The 18450-nt window shown below is 58.2% G+C and carries 16 protein-coding genes and 2 tRNA genes; 12 read left to right on the top strand and 6 right to left on the bottom strand.

Annotated elements, in window-relative coordinates:
* A complete protein-coding gene (locus tag SBC1_RS09990) occupies positions 1–942 on the top strand; it encodes a diguanylate cyclase domain-containing protein (RefSeq protein ID WP_165091663.1) in 942 nt (313 codons plus the stop codon).
* Between the two features lie 113 nt (positions 943–1055).
* Here SBC1_RS09990 and SBC1_RS09985 read toward each other — a convergent pair whose 3' ends face one another.
* The 4 genes from SBC1_RS09985 to SBC1_RS09970 all read right to left on the bottom strand — a co-directional run bounded on the left by SBC1_RS09985 (position 1056) and on the right by SBC1_RS09970 (position 3596).
* Positions 1056–1964, bottom strand: coding sequence for a response regulator (locus tag SBC1_RS09985; RefSeq protein ID WP_165091654.1), 909 nt, complete (start codon positions 1962–1964; stop codon positions 1056–1058).
* A gap of 354 nt (positions 1965–2318) precedes the next feature.
* Positions 2319–2693: a hypothetical protein gene (locus SBC1_RS09980; RefSeq protein WP_165091652.1), complete on the bottom strand. Its 375-nt coding sequence runs from the start codon at positions 2691–2693 to the stop codon at positions 2319–2321.
* A 94-nt stretch (positions 2694–2787) separates the two neighbouring features.
* Positions 2788–2872: transfer RNA gene (locus tag SBC1_RS09975), tRNA-Leu, on the bottom strand.
* Positions 2873–2969: 97 nt separating this feature from the next.
* Positions 2970–3596: a TetR/AcrR family transcriptional regulator gene (locus tag SBC1_RS09970; protein ID WP_165091650.1), complete on the bottom strand. Its 627-nt coding sequence runs from the start codon at positions 3594–3596 to the stop codon at positions 2970–2972.
* Between the two features lie 270 nt (positions 3597–3866).
* Here SBC1_RS09970 and SBC1_RS09965 point away from each other — a divergent pair, with 270 nt between their 5' ends.
* The 4 genes from SBC1_RS09965 to SBC1_RS09950 all read left to right on the top strand — a co-directional run bounded on the left by SBC1_RS09965 (position 3867) and on the right by SBC1_RS09950 (position 8760).
* Entirely contained in the window at positions 3867–5906 is a 2040-nt protein-coding gene (locus tag SBC1_RS09965) for an NADH:flavin oxidoreductase (RefSeq protein WP_165987588.1), read from the top strand.
* A gap of 337 nt (positions 5907–6243) precedes the next feature.
* Entirely contained in the window at positions 6244–6762 is a 519-nt protein-coding gene (locus SBC1_RS09960; protein ID WP_165091644.1) for a MarR family winged helix-turn-helix transcriptional regulator, read from the top strand.
* A gap of 220 nt (positions 6763–6982) precedes the next feature.
* Positions 6983–8155, top strand: a complete 1173-nt coding sequence (locus tag SBC1_RS09955) for an FAD-binding oxidoreductase (protein WP_165091641.1) — start codon at positions 6983–6985, stop codon at positions 8153–8155.
* Positions 8156–8343: 188 nt separating this feature from the next.
* Positions 8344–8760, top strand: coding sequence for an H-NS family nucleoid-associated regulatory protein (locus SBC1_RS09950; RefSeq protein WP_371826724.1), 417 nt, complete (start codon positions 8344–8346; stop codon positions 8758–8760).
* Positions 8761–8981: 221 nt separating this feature from the next.
* On the opposite strand, the gene SBC1_RS09945 is transcribed toward SBC1_RS09950, so the two are convergent.
* Positions 8982–9066 (bottom strand) — tRNA-Leu (locus tag SBC1_RS09945).
* A gap of 323 nt (positions 9067–9389) precedes the next feature.
* On the opposite strand from SBC1_RS09945, the gene rnr reads away from it, so the two are divergent.
* The 6 genes from rnr (at position 9390) to SBC1_RS09915 (ending at position 15348) form a co-directional block, all read left to right on the top strand.
* Positions 9390–11903 (top strand): ribonuclease R, encoded by a 2514-nt coding sequence (gene rnr, locus SBC1_RS09940; protein WP_165091639.1) that lies wholly within the window; start codon positions 9390–9392, stop codon positions 11901–11903.
* Between the two features lie 110 nt (positions 11904–12013).
* Positions 12014–12757, top strand: coding sequence for a 23S rRNA (guanosine(2251)-2'-O)-methyltransferase RlmB (gene rlmB, locus SBC1_RS09935; RefSeq protein ID WP_165091630.1), 744 nt, complete (start codon positions 12014–12016; stop codon positions 12755–12757).
* Between the two features lie 9 nt (positions 12758–12766).
* Positions 12767–13597, top strand: coding sequence for an N-acetylmuramoyl-L-alanine amidase (locus SBC1_RS09930; protein WP_165987586.1), 831 nt, complete (start codon positions 12767–12769; stop codon positions 13595–13597).
* A 15-nt stretch (positions 13598–13612) separates the two neighbouring features.
* Positions 13613–14005, top strand: a complete 393-nt coding sequence (locus SBC1_RS09925; protein ID WP_165091624.1) for a SirB2 family protein — start codon at positions 13613–13615, stop codon at positions 14003–14005.
* An 88-nt stretch (positions 14006–14093) separates the two neighbouring features.
* On the top strand, positions 14094–14789 hold the full coding sequence (gene rpiA / locus SBC1_RS09920) for a ribose-5-phosphate isomerase RpiA (protein WP_165091620.1): 696 nt from the start codon (positions 14094–14096) through the stop codon (positions 14787–14789).
* 322 nt (positions 14790–15111) lie between these two features.
* On the top strand, positions 15112–15348 hold the full coding sequence (locus tag SBC1_RS09915; RefSeq protein WP_165091617.1) for a hypothetical protein: 237 nt from the start codon (positions 15112–15114) through the stop codon (positions 15346–15348).
* Between the two features lie 136 nt (positions 15349–15484).
* On the opposite strand, the gene SBC1_RS09910 is transcribed toward SBC1_RS09915, so the two are convergent.
* Entirely contained in the window at positions 15485–16831 is a 1347-nt protein-coding gene (locus SBC1_RS09910) for a glycosyltransferase family 4 protein (RefSeq protein WP_165091615.1), read from the bottom strand.
* A gap of 202 nt (positions 16832–17033) precedes the next feature.
* Here SBC1_RS09910 and SBC1_RS09905 point away from each other — a divergent pair, with 202 nt between their 5' ends.
* Complete coding sequence (locus SBC1_RS09905; protein WP_165091612.1) at positions 17034–18206, top strand: glycosyltransferase family 4 protein; 1173 nt, start codon at positions 17034–17036, stop codon at positions 18204–18206.
* The last annotated feature ends 244 nt before the right edge of the window (positions 18207–18450 follow it).

Here is an 18450-nt window from a genome sequence, read left to right as displayed (position 1 = left end):
ATGGAGCATATTCTGGAAAGCTGGTTACTTCATGCGAATCGCCGTCCCAAGATCCTGATTGCCGACGATCAGCCCACGAACATTCGTGTTCTGTACGAGCTGTTTCGCGACCAGTGCGACGTGTTCATGGCAACGACCGGCGCGCAAACCATGCAGATCTGTCGTGCTGAGTTGCCGGATCTCATCCTGCTGGACGTCGTGATGGAGGACATCGACGGGCATGAGGTATGCCGCCGTCTCAAGGCCGACTCGCTGACAGGCGCCATTCCGATTATCTTCGTGACCTCGCAGAATCAGGAGGCAGATGAAGTCATCGCGTTGGGATTGGGTGCGGTCGATTTCATCACGAAGCCCATCAACCCGGTCATTGTGCGCGCGCGCGTGCGAACCCACCTGACCCTGAAGCTACAGGGTGATTTGCTGCGAGCAAGCGCGTTGCTTGACGGGCTGACGGGCGTTGCGAACCGCCGAAAATTTGACGAGGATGTGCAGACTGACTGGCGCCAGTGTCTGAGAGAAAGCGCACCCCTCTCACTGATTTTGATCGATATCGACTACTTCAAGCTTTATAACGATCGTTATGGTCATCAAGCAGGTGACAACTGCCTGAAGCTGGTGGCAAGGGCTCTATTTGATGCGCTTCGACGGCCGTATGACAAGTTGGCCAGGTACGGAGGTGAAGAGTTTGCCTGTCTCTTGCCGAAGACGGAACTCGCGGGAGCGAGCGCAATGGCGCAAAGAATGCAAACGCGCGTGAGCGAATTGAACGTGGAGCATCTTGGCTCCGATGTTGATCAGGTCGTGACCATCTCCTTGGGCGTTGCTTCCATGGTGCCAACACCCTCTGTCACGCCTGAATTATTGTTGAAGGCCGCTGACCAACAGCTCTATGAAGCGAAGCGCACGGGCCGTGCGCGCGTCTGTACGTTGACGACGTCGTAAGCCGGGCACGAGCTACTCGCGCACACCGAACTGATCAACGGCATTAACGGTGATCTGAACGTTTTCACGGCGGACAACAACACGCGCTTAAATGACGCGATTCCAATGCAAGCTTATAAGGGATGTTTGCGTTCGCGTGCCATTGCTTGCGGCGAACGAGCGTCCACCGTCTGCCAATATTGAATAATGGCGTGAACTTCCGCTTCGATACGCCGCACCGTGTCAATGATGCTTTGAATACGGGCTTGCAGGATTGCCGCCTTGAACGGTTTGGCGATGACATCGGCTGCTCCGAGGTCGAGCGCGCGCTGTTCAGCGGCGATGTCGGCCGCAGGTGAGATATAAACCACAGGCACATGTTCGAGCGCCGGCTCGGCTTTAAGCGCCGCGCAAATTTCAAACGCGTCGTTCTGCGAGGTATGCGTGTTGAGAAGAATGACGGTTGGCGCGTAGCTATTCGCCAGCCGCAATGCTTCTTCGCGGGAGGACGCAAAATGTAAGGTACCTGTATTCTCCAGCGTTCGCCGCATCAGCTGGATGGTGGAAAGATCATCTTCGATAATTAGCAGGTTAGGCTTTGCCGGAGTCGCCGGCCATGTTCGTAACTTCCCCTCTCGACAGTCCCGATCAATATCTTTCACGATCTGTCTCACGCGAAGTTGAGCGCGCACGCGAGCCTTGAGTTGCGCTGCGATGAGCGGTTTCGTAACGTAATCCGCCGCTCCCAGTCTCAGCGCATCGACTTCCAATGCTGGCGCGTCATGGCTCGTCACGAAAATGATCGGGACGTGTGCCAGATTTGGGTCGCCCTTAAGGACTTCGCATGCGTCGAATCCGGTCATGCCGGGCATATCGGCATCAAGAAGAATAAGATCAGGGGGCGAATCTTTTGCAAGCGCAATGGCAGCTTCGCCCGAGGTGGCGAACCGTTGATCAGGGTACGCGTCAAGCATTTGACTCATGATTCGAATCGTCAACGGATCGTCATCTACTAAAAGAAGTCGCGCACTATTTGCTGACATTCGGTTCTTCCTCGGGATTTTTAATGTACGTCGCCATGATGCGGCATTCCGATGCAGCTTGATCGGGAGAAATGCGAGGGTATTGCACCTTAAATCGTAGCTTGAAGCGGCCGCTAAGATGGAGCCTTGCCCATTCTAATATAGGGTGCCCGACGATCTGTTGGTTAAGTGCCAAAGTCGAATGCTCCGAAACGCGGTATTCCGTGCGATCGTGGTTATCGCTCAGATTCGATCGTTCACGGCCTCGTCAAATTGAGGTCGGCTTGAAAATTGGACGCCCATATTCCGTAAAGGTGAGCGATGCAGGCGTTGATGAATTGAATTCCCCGGGAATGTGTGCACGGAGAAATTTCGTTAGGAAACCCCAAGGTTGGTAACGGCCGAAGGTGCTGGCGTATCAGAAGCCGTGCGCTGACTGGCAATATCGATAGAGACGTTAGCGACCGGGTGCATGCCGTATCCATGCTGCCACCGAGCAGTAGGACGGCGATGAGAGCGGTCCAGGGATTTCGGAAAATCAGGCAATTCAGGGTAAAGCAGATGAGGGCAGTGCTTGACCGCCGGCCCCGCTCCTGCAATTGCACAAAGTTCCAATGCAGAATTGTTTTCGCAAGGCTCGTGCGCAACGGCCTGGCTGAAGATTTGTTTGCGCTGCCCCGGGTTTGTCCCAACGTTGCGCGTCGCATTTTCGATGACTTTCCGTGTACTTGTTCGCAGCCGGATTGTCATGAAACGCATCGGACGTCAAAAACAAAAAACCCCGCAGGCTCAAGGCTTTACGGGGCTTTCTTTTACTACGCCGACTGTCTTGCTGACTACTTGTTGGTGCCCAAGAGAGGACTCGAACCTCCACACCTTGCGGCGCATGGACCTGAACCATGTGCGTCTACCAATTCCGCCACCTGGGCCAACCGATACTGCTAAGAACGCTATTTTATCGAACGATTCGACGCTGTCAATGGCCGCGTAAGAAATGGATCAAAAGGAGAGGAAAAACAGCGACGATCAAGTCGCGTGATAGTGATGCCGCATAAAAAACCGATCGAGTTCGCGGTCCTCGGGGCGCTGCCCCGTAAAGACCTCGACGTACTCAGCGATACGCATCATGCGTACAGACAACTCCTCTTCGCTTTTCATCGAAATGTAGCCCATCTGCGTCAGGTAGATTGCCCTCGCGCGCACATCGGCGGAGATCGGTTCGTATTGGTAGCGCTCGAACAATTGAGTGAGCGCAGCAATGCGAAGTTGGTCCGCAACCTGAATCTCGGCGGCAATTTCAGGCGATTGCAGCGCCCAACTCCGGATAGCCGCTTCAAACCGCGAGTCGAAGATCCGGTCATCGAGCCAGCAATCAAATACGTTCAGAACTGCCTCGCAGATTGTTTCGGCGTATGCCTCGGTCTGCTTGACCCAGTTGCCCGTGTTTTTGGCCCGCCAGCGTTCCAGCAACGCGGCCAACAGCTCCTCGCGGTCCTTGAAAAACCAGTAGAAGCTGGTTCTCGACAGATTCAGCTTCTTGGCCAACGGGAGGATGCGCACGGAATCGACGCCGGCGTCGCGCAGGCTTTCGTAAGCGACCTCGAGCCACGCTTCGGACGACCCTCGTCCCGAATCCGCAGTCGGTTGATCCATAGGTAAAAATTCCTTAAAGCAGCCGTGATCGCCGGTCCGCAGAGCGAGAGTCCATCACGGAAGCGACGATATTCTGGCGCGTCGTCCGGTATCGGTCAAAGCGCTTTCGCCCCCAATCTCGCTCTTTATATTCGTGGTTCCCGCCAGCAAGATCGTGCCGATGATCAACGTAAAGTCATAATGTTCATTGTAGTCGAGATACTTGACACATGTGTACAGAGTGAATAATCTTCATTGCGTCCCCGAAACAACATCGTCAAAGGCCACGCCATGTCGTCAAGCGATCCGCTGCTTCAGCCTTACACCATCAAACATCTGACGTTCCGCAACCGCATCATGACCACGTCGCACGAGCCGGCGTATGCGGAGGACGGCATGCCCAAGGAGCAGTACCGCGCGTATCACGTCGAACGCGCGAAGGCGGGCATCGCGCTCACGATGACGGCGGGGTCGGCGGCGGTATCGAAGGACAGTCCGCCGGTGTTCAACAACGTCCTCGCTTACAAGGACGAGGTCGTGCACTGGATGAAGGACCTCGCCGATGAATGTCACGATCACGGCGCAGCGGTCATGATCCAGTTGACGCACCTCGGACGGCGTACGCGCTGGGACAAGGGCGACTGGCTTCCGGCGGTGTCTCCCTCGCACAATCGGGAGCCTGCGCACCGCGCCTTTCCGAAGAAGCTCGAGGATTGGGATATCGAGCGCATCATCAAGGACTACGCGGACGCCGCAGAGCGAATGAAGGCAGCCGGTCTTGACGGGCTCGAGCTGGAAGCCTACGGACATTTGATGGACCAGTTCTGGTCGCCACTCACGAATACACTCGATGCGCCATACGGCGGCTCGCTGGACAACCGGATGAAGTTCACCTTCGACGTCCTGACGGCTATGCGCAAACGCGTTGGTCCAGACTTCCTGCTGGGTATCCGATACACCGCTGATGAGATTATTGAAGGCGGCCTCACGAAAGCGGACGGGCTGTCTATATCGATGAAGCTGAAAGAAAGTGGTCTCGTCGATTTCCTCAACGTGATCCGTGGGCATCTGGAAACAGATGCCGGATTGACCGACATCATCCCTATTCAGGGCATGAAAAGCGCACCTCATCTGGACTTCGCCGGGGAAATTCGCAAGGCGACCGAGTTCCCCACCTTTCACGCGGCGCGAATCCAGGATGTGTCGACAGCGCGGCATGCGATCGAGTCAGGCAAGATCGACATGGTCGGCATGACGCGCGCGCACATGACTGATCCGCATATTGTTCGCAAGATCATCGAGCGCCGGGAAGACGATATTCGACCGTGCGTTGGCGCGAACTATTGCCTCGACCGTATCTATCAAGGTGGCGCGGCGTACTGTATTCACAATGCAGCCACGGGCCGCGAAACCACCATGCCGCACGACATTGCGCGTGCGCCAACCAGGCGCAAAGTGGTGATCGTCGGGGCAGGACCGGCGGGACTGGAGGCAGCCCGCGTGGCTGGTGAGCGAGGACATGAGGTCGTTGTGCTCGAGGCCACGAACAATCCTGGCGGCCAGATTCGCCTGACCGCGCAGAACGTGCGGCGCAAGGAGATGATCGGCATAGTCGACTGGCGGATGTCCCGATGTGAGCGGCTCGGCGTGACGTTCAAGTTCAACACGTGGGCCGAGTCAGAGACAGTGCAAGCCGAAAACCCGGACGTGGTGATCGTGGCAACCGGGGGAATGCCTCACACCGAAGTCCTGCGCGAAGGAAACGAACTGGTTGTATCGACTTGGGACATCATCTCCGGCGACGTCAAGCCTGGCTTGAACGTCCTGATCTTCGACGACGCGGGTGACCACGCGGCGCTGCAGGCCGCCGAAGTGATCGCGCAAGCCGGAGGGAAGGTTGAGATCATGACCCCGGACCGCTCGTTCTCGCCCGAAGTAATGAGCATGAATCTCGTGCCCTATATGCGATCGCTTCAGAAGCTGGACGTGAAGTTCACTGTGACGTATCGGCTCGCTTCGGTGCATCGCGACCATGACGCGCTTGTCGCGGTCGTAGGCAGTGACTACGGCGGCATCCGCAACGAGCAACGTCATGACCAGGTCGTGGTAAATCACGGAACCATTCCGATGGATGATCTGTATTTTGAACTGAAGCCCCTGTCGAGCAATCTCGGTGCGCTCGACTACGACGATCTGATAGGTGGGGCGAAGCAGTCACGCAAATCCAACCCGGAAGGCGCGTTCCAGCTTTTCCGTATAGGCGATGCGGTGTCGGCGCGCAACACGCATGCGGCAATCTACGACGCGCTTCGTCTGCTCAAGGACCTGTAGGAAGGGCGACGGTTTTATCAAAACCCGCATTGGCATTTACAGCGATTTGGATAACTAATGATTGTGGTTATCGTATTGCTGCCTTTAAGCCTGCGAGCGCGTTGCATTGTTTATGCGAACGCTTCAAAACGCAACTATTCGGTCCACGCAAAATAGGCGTTTTTGATATCTTGACATATGGTTCCACATGGGACTAATCTGAAATTTCCAGTGATCGGGCAGCAAGTTAAAAAGGGTGCTGGCTCCCTTGCGTGCTTTGGGCATTCAACGAATTCAGGCAAGCTGCGGACCTTCAATATTGGATGGACGTAACCATGGATCGTGACGATAAACAGATATGGCTAGTACGGTTGAGGATATGCAGGCAACAGAATTGAAAGCGTCCGATAGCGCCGTCAATGCACAAGAAGTGTTTGCTGCGGTCGTCACGAACGGACCGATCAGCGAGGCTTGGCGCTTCACGCTCTGGTCGAACTACTACACCGAGCCGTGCTTTTCAGTGATGACCCGTGACTTCGATGTTGGCCGTGACGAGTTCAACGTGCTCAGCTGCCTGAGTTCCTACGGCTCGATGGCTGCCAAGACAATTTGCGAAGTGACAGGTCGTCCGAAAAACAGCATCAGCCGTGCGGTGACGCGACTGAGCGAAAGGAAGATGATTCGCCGCAAGATCAACACGCTTGATCGACGTGAGAGTTCGCTCATCCTGAACGAAAGTGGGCGAAAACTCTATGAACGTGTGGTGCCCGTCGCTATCGAGCGGCAATCGACCATGCTGAGCGGGTTGAGCGCATCGGAGCGCGCGTTGCTTGATCAGGTACTGAACAAGTTGATGCAGTTTCGCCATGAATGGTGAAGTGGCTGCGGTCACGAATAGTTGATTCTACTTTCGCGCATTGAGGCGAAGAGAATGATCAGATCGGCCATGCGAGTCGCGTTGGATCCTGATGTGAAGGGCTCGTTCGTATTTTCTCGATGAGACAGCTCTCGGTTGAAAGCGAGTGTGCAGAGGAAAAGTGCAAAGGAAACGTGCTCGCGGACGCGAGGCGTCGGGTTACAACAATTTGGAGTGAGTCGTGAGTTCCAAGGTCGTTATAGTTGGCGGCGGGGTCATTGGTAGTTCCATCGCTTATTTTCTGCGTGCTTCAGACCCGACGGTTGACGTGACCGTGATTGAGCGTGACCCGAGCTATGCGAAGTCATCGTCGGCACTTTCGGCCGCGTCGATCCGGCAGCAATTCTCCACGCCGCTTTCCATTCAAATGTCGTTGTACGGCATCGAATTTCTTCGCGGTATTGGAGACATTCTCGAAGTAGAAGGTTTCAAGCCGGCTATTGATCTTCACGAAGGCGGCTATCTTTTCCTCGCCACTCAGGCGGGCGATGCAACGCTTCGCGAAAACCATGCGCTGCAAAGGACGCTTGGAGCGGACATCACGCTCATGGGCCGGGACGCGCTGCGCGCCAAATTCCCCTGGTTGAATGTCGAGGACCTCGTATCCGGCGGGTTTGGCGAGAGCGGAGAAGGGTGGTTCGATGGCTACGGTCTCGTGCAGGCGCTTCGCAAGAAGGCGCAGTCGCTGGGCGCGCGCTACATTGCGGCGGATGTGACCGGACTGGTTCGGGACGGTCGGCGTGTCACGCACGCCGTGGCGAGCAATGGAGAGAGCTATGCATGCGACACGGTGGTTAATGCGGCGGGTGCCTGGGCGCGCAAGATATCGGAAATGATGGGTATCGATATCCCGGTTTTTGCGCGACGCCGGAGCATCTTCAATGTGTCGTCTCCTGCTCGGCTGCAACACTGCCCCTTGCTGATCGACCCGGCCGGGGTCTATTTTCGTCCCGAGGGGAAGACGTACATCTGCGGTACGTCGCCGAGTCCCGACAATGATCCAGATGACCTGCCGCTGGACGAAGTCGACCACGCCATCTTCGACGAAGTCATCTGGCCGACGCTTGCTCATCGTGTTCCGGAATTCGAAGCGCTGCGCGTTGAAAACTGCTGGTCCGGCTACTACGAGTACAACGTGCTCGACCAGAACGCAATTATCGGTTACCACCCGGACGCCGAGAATTGTGTGTTCGCAAATGGCTTCAGCGGTCATGGGCTCCAGCAGGGTCCGGCCACCGGACGTGGCGTGAGCGAGTTGATTCTCTCTGGGAAGTACACCTCACTCGACCTGTCGTCGCTGAGCTGGGAGCGGGTGCTCGAGGGTCGTCCGATCGTTGAAAAGAACGTTGTTTAGCGCGGTCTGATCATGCGTGGGTCGGGTGACGACCGAGCTTGTGATATTAAGGAATTGCGTCGATGTACGGACCGCTCCGCGGCTCAAGCTTCACCGAGGAAACACGCACGGTGCGACATGATGTTCGCCGAGGCTTAACAGGCGTAACAGAGGGCACGACCGCTTGGTCCGCTCGCGACGCGCGGTTCTTGACCGCCGTTATCAAGTCCCTGCATCAGCGGTTAATATTCGGCGGTCGTGAGGCCCTTTGCTGTGTCAAACTCGCTGCAATTATTTCGAAAATTATGGAAACGGTAATGCCTGGTTTGAAGGAACTACTGGCGCAGCGCGAAGCGCTTCAACAGGAATTGGAGCAAGCACATCAGCAGGAGGCAGATCGCGCGCTGCGCGAGATCGTCGCGAAAATGAGGGAATATAAAATCTCCCTGCAGGAGCTGATCGGCACCCGGGCTCATGCCCGTATGGTCCCACCGGTCGCGAACGCAAAGTACCGTGATCCGGCCACCGGGGCGACGTGGAGCGGGCGGGGACGGGCGCCGCAGTGGATCGCAGACAAGAATCGCGACGATTTCCTGATCCAGCCGTCTTTGTTTCGCAGTCAGTGACGCTTTTCAGGGAAAGGCCCCAGCCGTCCGAAAGGACGCCGGCCTTTGCCCCCGCGCGGGCAGTGCGGAACATCTGTTCCGGCTTTGCCGTGGCGAATCCGGATATGGTTTCTCCTCCAGATACTCGACCACGCCGAACGCGCAAGAAAACAAAAAACCCCGTAATCACAAGGATTTACGGGGTTTTCCGGACTTCTTCGGATTGCTCCGAACTTGAATCTTGGTGCCCAAGAGAGGACTCGAACCTCCACGCCTCGCGGCGCATGGACCTGAACCATGTGCGTCTACCAATTCCGCCACCTGGGCAAGGTGCGTGTGCAGCAAAGAACGCAATTATAGCCGGGCATATCGCGCTGTCAAGCATTTTGAGACCGAAACTGAAACGAGGCTCCGAGCCATTACCCATATGGCTTCTGAGCCGATGTGGCCCGGTTGGCGGGTGTTAGAATGGTTCGCAAACTATTCGTGAACGAACCGGAACAACGTTAAGTGCAACGTCCCGGCAACGCGCCGATCCAGCCCCGGGCGGGCTGGAAAGTAAAGCCGGGATGGGATCCCGAGATGGGAACCCCCAATTAACCGATTAACCGTGACATTCAGTTAGACGAGAAGAGATCATCGATAAGCCCTTGAACAAATATCCGTATCCGATTCCGAGCCGCGAAGAAATTCTCGGCGTGTTGCGCACGAGCGAGGCTCCGCTCGCCGCGAACGACATCGCCGAAGCTCTGTCGATCAAGCGCCAGGAGCGCGAAGGATTTTTCAAGCGATTGGGAGCCATGGAGCGTGACGGCCAGGTCCGTCTCGACAAACGCGGCTATTACCAACTCACGCATCCCTCAAACTTTGTTGCCGGCCGCGTTCAAGGCCATCGCGACGGCTTCGGCTTCCTGATTCGCGACGACGGCCAGGACGACCTGTTCCTGCCCAACGGCGAAATGCAGAAGGTCATGCATAACGACCGCGTGCTCGCGCGCATTGTCGGGTATGACCGTCGCGGGCGGCCTGAAGGCCATATCGTGGAAGTCACGGATCGTGCGAATAAACGCATTATCGGCCGGCTGATCAGCGAGAACGGCGCGTTGATCCTCGTGCCCGAAGACAAGCGCATTGGCCATGACATCCTGATCACGCAGAATCCGAAGAAGGCGAAAGTGGGGCAGGTGGTTTCGGTGGATCTCACCGACTTCCCGAGCCGCCATTCGCAGCCGCTTGGACGCGTGGCGGAAGTGATCGGCGACATTGACGATCCGGGCATGGAGATCGAGATCGCGGTGCGCAAATACGGCGTGCCCCACGAATTCAGCGACCGCGCGCTCGAGCAGGCCTCGAAGCTGCCGGACGAAGTGCGTCCAGTGGATATCCGGCATCGCGTGGATTTGCGCGATGTGCCGCTCGTCACTATTGACGGCGAAGATGCCCGCGACTTCGACGACGCCGTGTATTGCGAGCCCATGACGGTCGGCCGCGGCACGGGCTTCCGTATGTTGGTCGCGATTGCCGACGTCTCGCATTACGTACGCCCGAACGAGGCGCTGGACGTTGATGCGCTCGACCGCAGCACATCGGTGTATTTTCCGCGCCGCGTGATTCCAATGTTGCCCGAGAAGTTATCGAACGGGCTGTGTTCGCTGAATCCGCAAGTGGACCGTTGTGTGCTCGTCTGCGACATGGTGATCACCGCGCGCGGCGAGATCAAGGCGTACCAGTTCTATCCGGCCGTGATGCATTCGGCGGCCCGCTTGACGTATACGGAAGTTGCGGCGGTCCTGACCAACACGAAGGGACCGGAAGCCGCGAAGCGCGCCGACCTGTTGCCGCAATTGCAGAACCTGTACGGTGTCTACAAGTCGCTGCACGCAGCGCGCCAGAAGCGTGGCGCGATCGATTTCGATACAACCGAGACCTACATTGTCTGCAATGCCCAGGGCAAGATCGAGCAGATCGTGCCGCGGCATCGCAACGACGCGCATCGGTTGATCGAGGAATGCATGCTGGCCGCGAACGTGTGCGCCGCTGACTTCCTCAAGCGCCACAAGCACCCGGGGCTGTATCGCGTGCACGCCGGGCCGACGCCCGAAAAGCTCGAAAACCTGCGTGCGTTCCTGCGTGGCGTGGGGCTGTCGCTGGGTGGCGGCGAGAAGCCGCATGCAAGCGACTACGCCGCTCTCATGGCCATGGTTCGCGACCGGCCGGACGCGCAGATGCTGCAGAGCATGGTGCTGCGCTCCATGCAGCAAGCTGTCTACAGTCCGGAAAACATTGGTCACTTCGGGCTCGCGTACGAAGCGTATGCGCACTTCACCAGCCCGATTCGCCGATACCCCGACTTGCTCACGCATCGCGCCATCTACGCGATCTTGCAGGGCAAGAAGTATCAGCCCGAGGTTGGCCACGACGTCACGCTCAGCACGGGCCTGACGAAGGCTGCGCGGGCCATGCAGAAATCCGACGACGAATCGCGCAGCCGTCAGCGCAACAACGTCGCGATCTGGGAAGAGCTCGGACTGCATTGTTCGTCGAATGAACGCCGCGCGGACGAAGCGTCGCGCGACGTGGAAGCCTGGCTCAAGTGCTATTTCATGCGCGACAAGCTCGGCGAGGAATACGGCGGCATGGTGAACGGCGTGACAACGTTCGGCATCTTCGTGCAACTGGATTCGCTGTTTATCGAAGGGCTGGTGCATATCACCGAACTTGGCGCCGACTACTTCCAGTACGACGAGGTCAAGAACGAATTGCGCGGCGAACGCACGGGCATTCGGTACCGGATGTCGGACCGGGTGCGCGTGCAGGTCAGCCGTGTCGATCTCGATTCACGCAAGATCGACTTCCGGTTGGTTCGCGATACACCCGTCAAGCCGGCCGGCCGGACCTCGGCGCCGGCCGTCGAGCACTCCGCCATGAATGGCGTGGGTGCGGGCGCGGGACCGCGTGTGCGGCCGTTCCCGTCGGACGAAGGCAGTAGCGTGAATAGCCGGCGGCGCGACCGCGGCGGCAAGAAGGCGGCGGCCCAGGCTTTGGGTAAAGCAGCCGCGGCAGCACTGCCGCCTACTATCGCCAAGGACGTGGCGGTGGCGAAGAAGCGCGGCGCGGTGCCGAAGGCAGCGGCCAAGAGTCACCCGCCACGAAAGAAGCGCTGAGGCGCGCGGTAGCGAAGGCGACGCGCCTCAGTTTGAAATGCGCGGCCCGATGCATCATGCACCGGGCCGCGTTTCCATTTTGTTTTGTTTGAATACGGTCTGGTCCAGTCATGTCACGTCTTAAAGTTTTGTATGGTTTTCACGCGGTGACCGCACGGGTTCGCGCGGACGCATCGACGATCGAGGAAATTCTCTACGATCCGACCCGCAAGGACCGGCGCATGACCGATTTCCTGCGCACGGCGAAGGAAGCCGGCATCCGCCTGATCGCCGCCGACGAAGCGCGCTTGTGGGGGCTGTCGGGCAACGTCGGCCATCAAGGCGTTGTCGCGCGTGCGACCGACATGCCGCTCGCGCAGAACCTGGCGGAACTGCTCGACGGCGTGAGCGGCACGCCCTTGCTGTTGGTGCTCGATGGCGTGACCGACCCGCATAACCTCGGCGCGTGTTTGCGTGTCGCCGATGCCGCCGGCGCGCATGCGGTGATCGCCCCGCGCGATCGTTCGGCCGGGCTGAACGCAACCGCCGCGAAGGTCGCGAGCGGCGCCGCTGAAACCGTGCCGTACATCACGGTGACGAATCTGGCGCGCGCGTTGCGCGAGTTGAAGGACGCGGGCGTGTGGGTGATCGGCACGGCGGGCGAAGCGACCGCGAGCGTGTATGAGACGAAGCTCGATGGTCCGGTGGCGATTGTTGTCGGCGCGGAAGGCGAGGGCATGCGACGCCTCACCGGCGAAACCTGCGACGAGATCATGAAGATCCCGATGGCAGGTAGCGTCGAGAGTCTGAATGTGTCGGTGGCGAGCGGGATTTGTTTGTTCGAAGCGGTGCGGCAACGGTCCCTGAAGAAGTAAGCACACGTCATGCGATTTCGCTCCGCCGTCATTTGCGGTGTGTGTTGCGCGCTGCTCGCAGCATGCTCCAGCACCGAGATCAATCGCGGTACCTACATTGCCGACACGCGTTATCACGCGACCAGCGCCGACTCACGCGTGCGCTTTCTCGTCATGCATTACACGCGAGGCGACGAAGCGCGATCGCTCGCAGTCCTGACTGGGGACGACGTCAGCGTGCACTACGTCTTGCCCGATAATCCACCCATCGAGAACGGCGAGCCGGTGGTCTATCAGCTCGTGCCGGAATCGGAGCGTGCATGGCATGCGGGCCAAAGTGAATGGCAGGGAACGACGGAGTTGAACGCCGCGTCAATCGGCATTGAAAACGTCAACGTGGGTCCTATCGATACACCGCGGGGACGCACATGGCAACCGTATCCGCCGGCGCAGGTCGATGCGCTCGTGAAGCTCTCGAAAGACATAGTCACGCGCTACAAGATTCCCCCCACGCGCGTGGTGGGTCATAGCGATATCGCGCCTCAACGCAAGACCGATCCGGGCCCCGCATTCCCCTGGCGCACGCTCTACGATAACGGTATTGGCGCGTGGCCCGATGACGCCACGGTGGCGCAGCATCTCGCCGGACGCGATCCCAAGTCGCTGGTCGACGTGGCTGCCTTGCAGCAGAAACTCCAGCGATACGGCTACGACGTCGCAACCGACGGCGTGCTCGACGACAAGACGCGCCAGGTGATCGCCGCATTCCAGATGCACTTCCGCCCCACCGATTACGCGGGCAACCCCGATGCAGAAACAGATGCAATCGCGGCCGCGTTGCTCGATAAATACTTCCCTTAAAGGCTGCTCACGCCCATGTCCGATCTTTATCTGCCGCTGCGCTCCGTGCATATGACCTGCGCGGCGCTCAGCATCCTGGGTTTTGTCATTCGCTATATCTGGATGCTGCGTGAGTCCCCACTGTTGCAAAACCGCGCGGTGAAGATCGTGCCGCATATCGTGGATACGTTGCTGCTGTTGAGCGCTATCGGGCTGGTGGGAATCATTGGCTTTGGACCGAACGCGGCGTGGCTGACGGCGAAGATTGCCGGGTTGATCGTGTATATCGTGCTGGGTACGCTCGCGCTAAAACGCGCTCGCACGAAAGGCGCGCGAGCGGTGTTCGGCCTGTTGGCAATCGTCGTGTTCGCGTTCATTGCGTCGGTAGCGCGCACGCATAATCCGCTCGGTTTTTTCATGCACGTCTGAGCTGGCGCCGCTGCCAGTGCCGCGAAAACGCCGCATGGCTCCGCTCAGCTAGAATTGAGGTTTCCCCTTTTACGCTGTCACTCCCGCCATGACCCAAGACGAACTGAAGCAACTGGTCGCCGCCGAAGCGGCTGCCTATGTCCACGCCAACGTACCCGAAGGCGCGGTGATCGGCGTCGGCACGGGCACGACGGCGAATTGTTTTATCGATGCCATCGCCAGCACGAAGTCGCGTTATCGCGGGGCGGTATCGAGCTCGCTTGCCACTACCGCTCGACTCGAAGCGCACGGTTTCAAGGTGCTGGAGTTGAACGAGATCGAATCGTTGCCCGTGTATGTGGACGGCGCCGACGAAATCGATCCCCACGGCGCGATGATCAAGGGCGGCGGCGGGGCGCTTACGCGCGAGAAGATCGTGGCGTCGGTGGCGGACGTGTTTGTCTGCATCGCGGACGCAAGCAAGCGCGTCGAAGTGCTTGGTACGTTCCCGTTACCCATTGAAGTCGTGCCGATGGCACGCACGGCAATCGGCCGGCGCATCACGGCCTTGGGCGGTGTTCCGGTGTTGCGGGTGAAGCAGGATGGTTCGCCGTTTATCACCGACAACGGTAACGAGATCATCGACGTGAAGACGCTGAAGATCACCGATCCGCTCGCGCTTGAAGCACAACTTAATGCGTGGCCGGGCGTGGTGACGGTAGGATTGTTCGCGGCGCGCGGCGCGAATGTATGTTTACTTGGAACCCCGGGCGGTGTGGAACGGATCGATTACACGCCGCGCTAAGGTCGGCGGTAACTTCTAAAATAGCGCGGAGGTTTTCAGGCCTGCCGCGCTTTTTTTCTTCAAGTAATCCGGCCCGTTCGCGGCTTCACAAGCAAATGTCCTGAACAGACCGTTTCTATAAAGTAAGCGCTTAGTAAGATATCTCCGATCGAGAAGAACAGGCAGTCAGTCAAAATAAGCCAGTCCCTAGAGCAACCCGCTCTAAGCCCACTCAATTGCGCGACCGCGAACATTCTGTCTGCGTTGGAAAGCGTAATAGCTTGTATAGCCGCTGATGCGTGGGCGCGACGTCAAAGGTCTTAACAATTAAGGGAGTTCGGCGATGCAAACCAATCTTCGCAAGACGCTCGACGCGTCTTACACGCGGCTCAAGCACGTAGAGCCATCACCCACCGCATTCGCAGGCAACTACGCGTTGTGCCTTGGCATGATCATGGGTGCGCAGACTTGCAAGGGAATGTCGGTCCAGGAAGCAGAAAGTGAACGCGCTTACCTCGCCATGCTTGCCGCCCTGTACGAGATCCAACTCGCCATGCCGCGCAATCTAAGCAAGCGTTGAAGCAGTCAGGCAAGCAGGTTATCGAAGAAAAGCCCGGCATTTCATATATCGGGATTTTTCAATCTTTAACCGTTTGGTTCAATTTTCCTTTGAGTCTGTTTCGGTCTCTGCCTTAGCATTAACATTAGCAGTTAATTTAGTGATACTTCGCCAGGTTCACATCGCTATCGGCTTTAGGCGCCGGTGCTGCGATGTCGAAAAGTACACGCGTCATCTGACGCAGATAACGTTCGATCGAGAAGTGCTGGCCGGCATCAGCACGACCCTGGGCAGCGAGACGCACTGCCAGTTCGGGTTCACGCTGCAGCGTGCTGATTGCATCCGCGAGCTTGGGTGCATTGCCCGGTTCGACGATCAGCCCGTTCTCGCGATCCCTCAGGATTTCCGGCACCGCGCCTCCGTTAGAGGCGATCACGGGTTTGCCTGCGGCCATCGCTTCAATGATCACCAGGCCGAACGGTTCCGGTTGCGTGGACGCATGCACGACCACGTCCATGACGTTCATCCATGACGCTACGTCGTGCTGAAAACCCGCGAAGTGCACACGCTCCTCAATCCCAAGCGCTTCCGCTTGCGCTCTTAGACCCTGCGCATAGTCGGTCTCGCCGAAGAGTGCATCGCCGACAAGAACAAGATGAGCGTGTGGCACGCGTGCAATCGCATCTAGCGCTACATGCTGACCCTTCCATGCGGTGAAGCGGCCGAACAAGCCGACAAGAAAGGCGTTCGTGGGAAGCCCACGCGCTGCACGGCGCTGGTCCATCGGCATGGCCGCTTGCATTGTGTCGCCGCGAAAGCGCGCCATGTCCACGCCATTATGAACGACGGGCACCGCGCTTGGTGGCAGCCCGGTGAGTTCGATGAGCGCATCGGCGGAGGCCCGCGAATTAGCGATCAGATGATCGACGCCGATCTTCACGGCCCACTTGATCAGCAGCAGATGCAGGCGGCCGAAGTGATCGCGCGAGACGATGTCGTGCACATGCCAGACCGTCGGCTTGCGGTGGAGTACCCGGCCCAATGCGCCCAGAATCAAGGCCTTTTGTGTGTTGAGGAACACGATATCGAAGGACTTTGAGCGGGCTGCAATGGAGCGGATCTGGCGCAGGATACCCGGCAATGCGCCAAGCGCGGCGAACCGCATGCGGTCCTTCTTGATGTTCGATATACGTGCGTCCGTGTCCACCGACACCCGCACGCCTTCAGCCTGGAGCCGTTCGCGAAAGGGGCCATCCGATAGCAACAAGACTTCGCTGCGCCGGGTGCATTGAATGGCGAGCGGCAGCAGGCAAATCTCGGCGCCGCCGAGCTGCCCGCTCTGGTCGATGAAGAGGATGCGAGGCTCTGTCTTCGATAACGACCCGGCGGCCGTATCCGCGCGATGCGCAATGGATTCACGCGTGTTGCCTGCCGATCCCGGGCCTTTATCACGCAGCAGCGTGGTCGATGGAATTGATAAGCTGGCTGCGGATTTTGTGGGCATTGATGACAGGGCGGTGCGAAAAGTCGAATGAACGATGGGCAAGCCCTGAGCTGATGAAGGTACCGATCGTGGGCAAGCGGACACAGCGCTCATTATTCGCAATGCGATGGTCAAGGTGTGTGGGCGTGCGCACGAAAGCGCGCAGTGACTATCTCTAAACTCGCTTCATTGGCAGCAAAGGCTGCGGCAGACGGGTTTCATCATGAAAGTGGCTATTGTTCACGACTGGCTGGTGGTGTCGGGCGGCGCGGAGAAGGTGCTGGAGCAGATGATTGCGTGCTTTCCGCAGGCAGATATCTTCAGTCTGGTGGACTTCCTCGAAGATCGCTCCATTGTGCATAACAAGCCAGTGAAGACCTCTTTTATTCAGGGGCTTCCCTACGCGAAGAAAAAGTATCGGGGGTATTTGCCGCTGATGCCGCTCGCTATCGAACAGTTCGACCTGTCGGGCTATGACCTCGTTCTCTCGAGTTCGCATGCGGTGGCGAAGGGTGTGCTCGTCGGGCCTGACCAGACCCATGTGAGCTATGTGCATTCACCCATTCGTTATGCGTGGGATCTGCAACATCAGTATTTGCGTGAGGCGCGTCTTGAGCGTGGACCGCGGTCATGGGCTGCACGCATGTTGCTGCATTACCTGCGTAACTGGGACGCGCGCTCGGCTAACGGCGTGGACCGTATGATTGCGAATTCGCAGTTCGTGGCGCGCCGGATCATGAAGAGCTATAGGCGTGAAGCGGCGGTCATTGCACCGCCGGTTGATGTCCAGGCATTCGAGGTGGGCGACAAGAAGGACGACTTCTATTTGACCGCTTCGCGGATGGTGCCTTACAAGCGTATCGATATGATCGTGGAGGCGTTTGCTTCTATGCCCGATCGCAAGCTGGTGGTGATTGGTGACGGCCCGCAAATGGATCTGGTGCGCTCGAAGGCGACGCCTAATGTGAGTATTTTGGGGTATCAGTCGTTTGAGGTCTTGAAGGATCATATGCAACGTGCCAAGGCGTTCGTGTATGCCGCGGAAGAGGATTTCGGCATTGCTATAGTGGAAGCACAGGCGTGTGGTACGCCTGTGATTGCTTATGGCAAGGGCGGTGCGCTGGAGTCGGTGGTTCCGCTTGGATCGCCAGGGGCGACGGGTTTGCATTTCATGACTCAGACACCGGCGTCGTTGTGTGACGCGGTGGAGCGATTCGAGGATTGCTCGCATGCCTTTACGATTGCTGCGTGCCGCAGGAATGCTGAGCGGTTTGGTGCTGCTGATTTCCGTCGCCGGTTTATTGTTGAGGTGTTGAGCGCGATGCCCAAGGCCGGTGCTAGCCGGGAAAGCGAACTGACGAGTGTTATGCCGACGGCGTATGTCAAGGCCGCATAGGGCGGGGGTTATTCGTTGGCACCAGGTTTTTCGCTCGCGCCGGTGGACGTGTTTGGTTTGGTGGTCGCGGGGGGCTATGCCGGGTTGCTAGGTTCCGGAGTTAGCGGTCGGAGTCAACGCCGGGTTGCTGCTTTCGGCGTTCGTGGTCTGCTTGCGTTGAATATTCTCTTTATCACTATTAGCCACTGCGCGTGGCGGCGCGTCATTTCTTTGTCCAAAGCGACAAAGAAACGAAGCAAAGAAA

Origin of the sequence: Caballeronia sp. SBC1, from assembly GCF_011493005.1 — a bacterium.
Taxonomy (GTDB): domain Bacteria; phylum Pseudomonadota; class Gammaproteobacteria; order Burkholderiales; family Burkholderiaceae; genus Caballeronia.
This window is presented reverse-complemented; position numbering and strand designations above follow the sequence as displayed.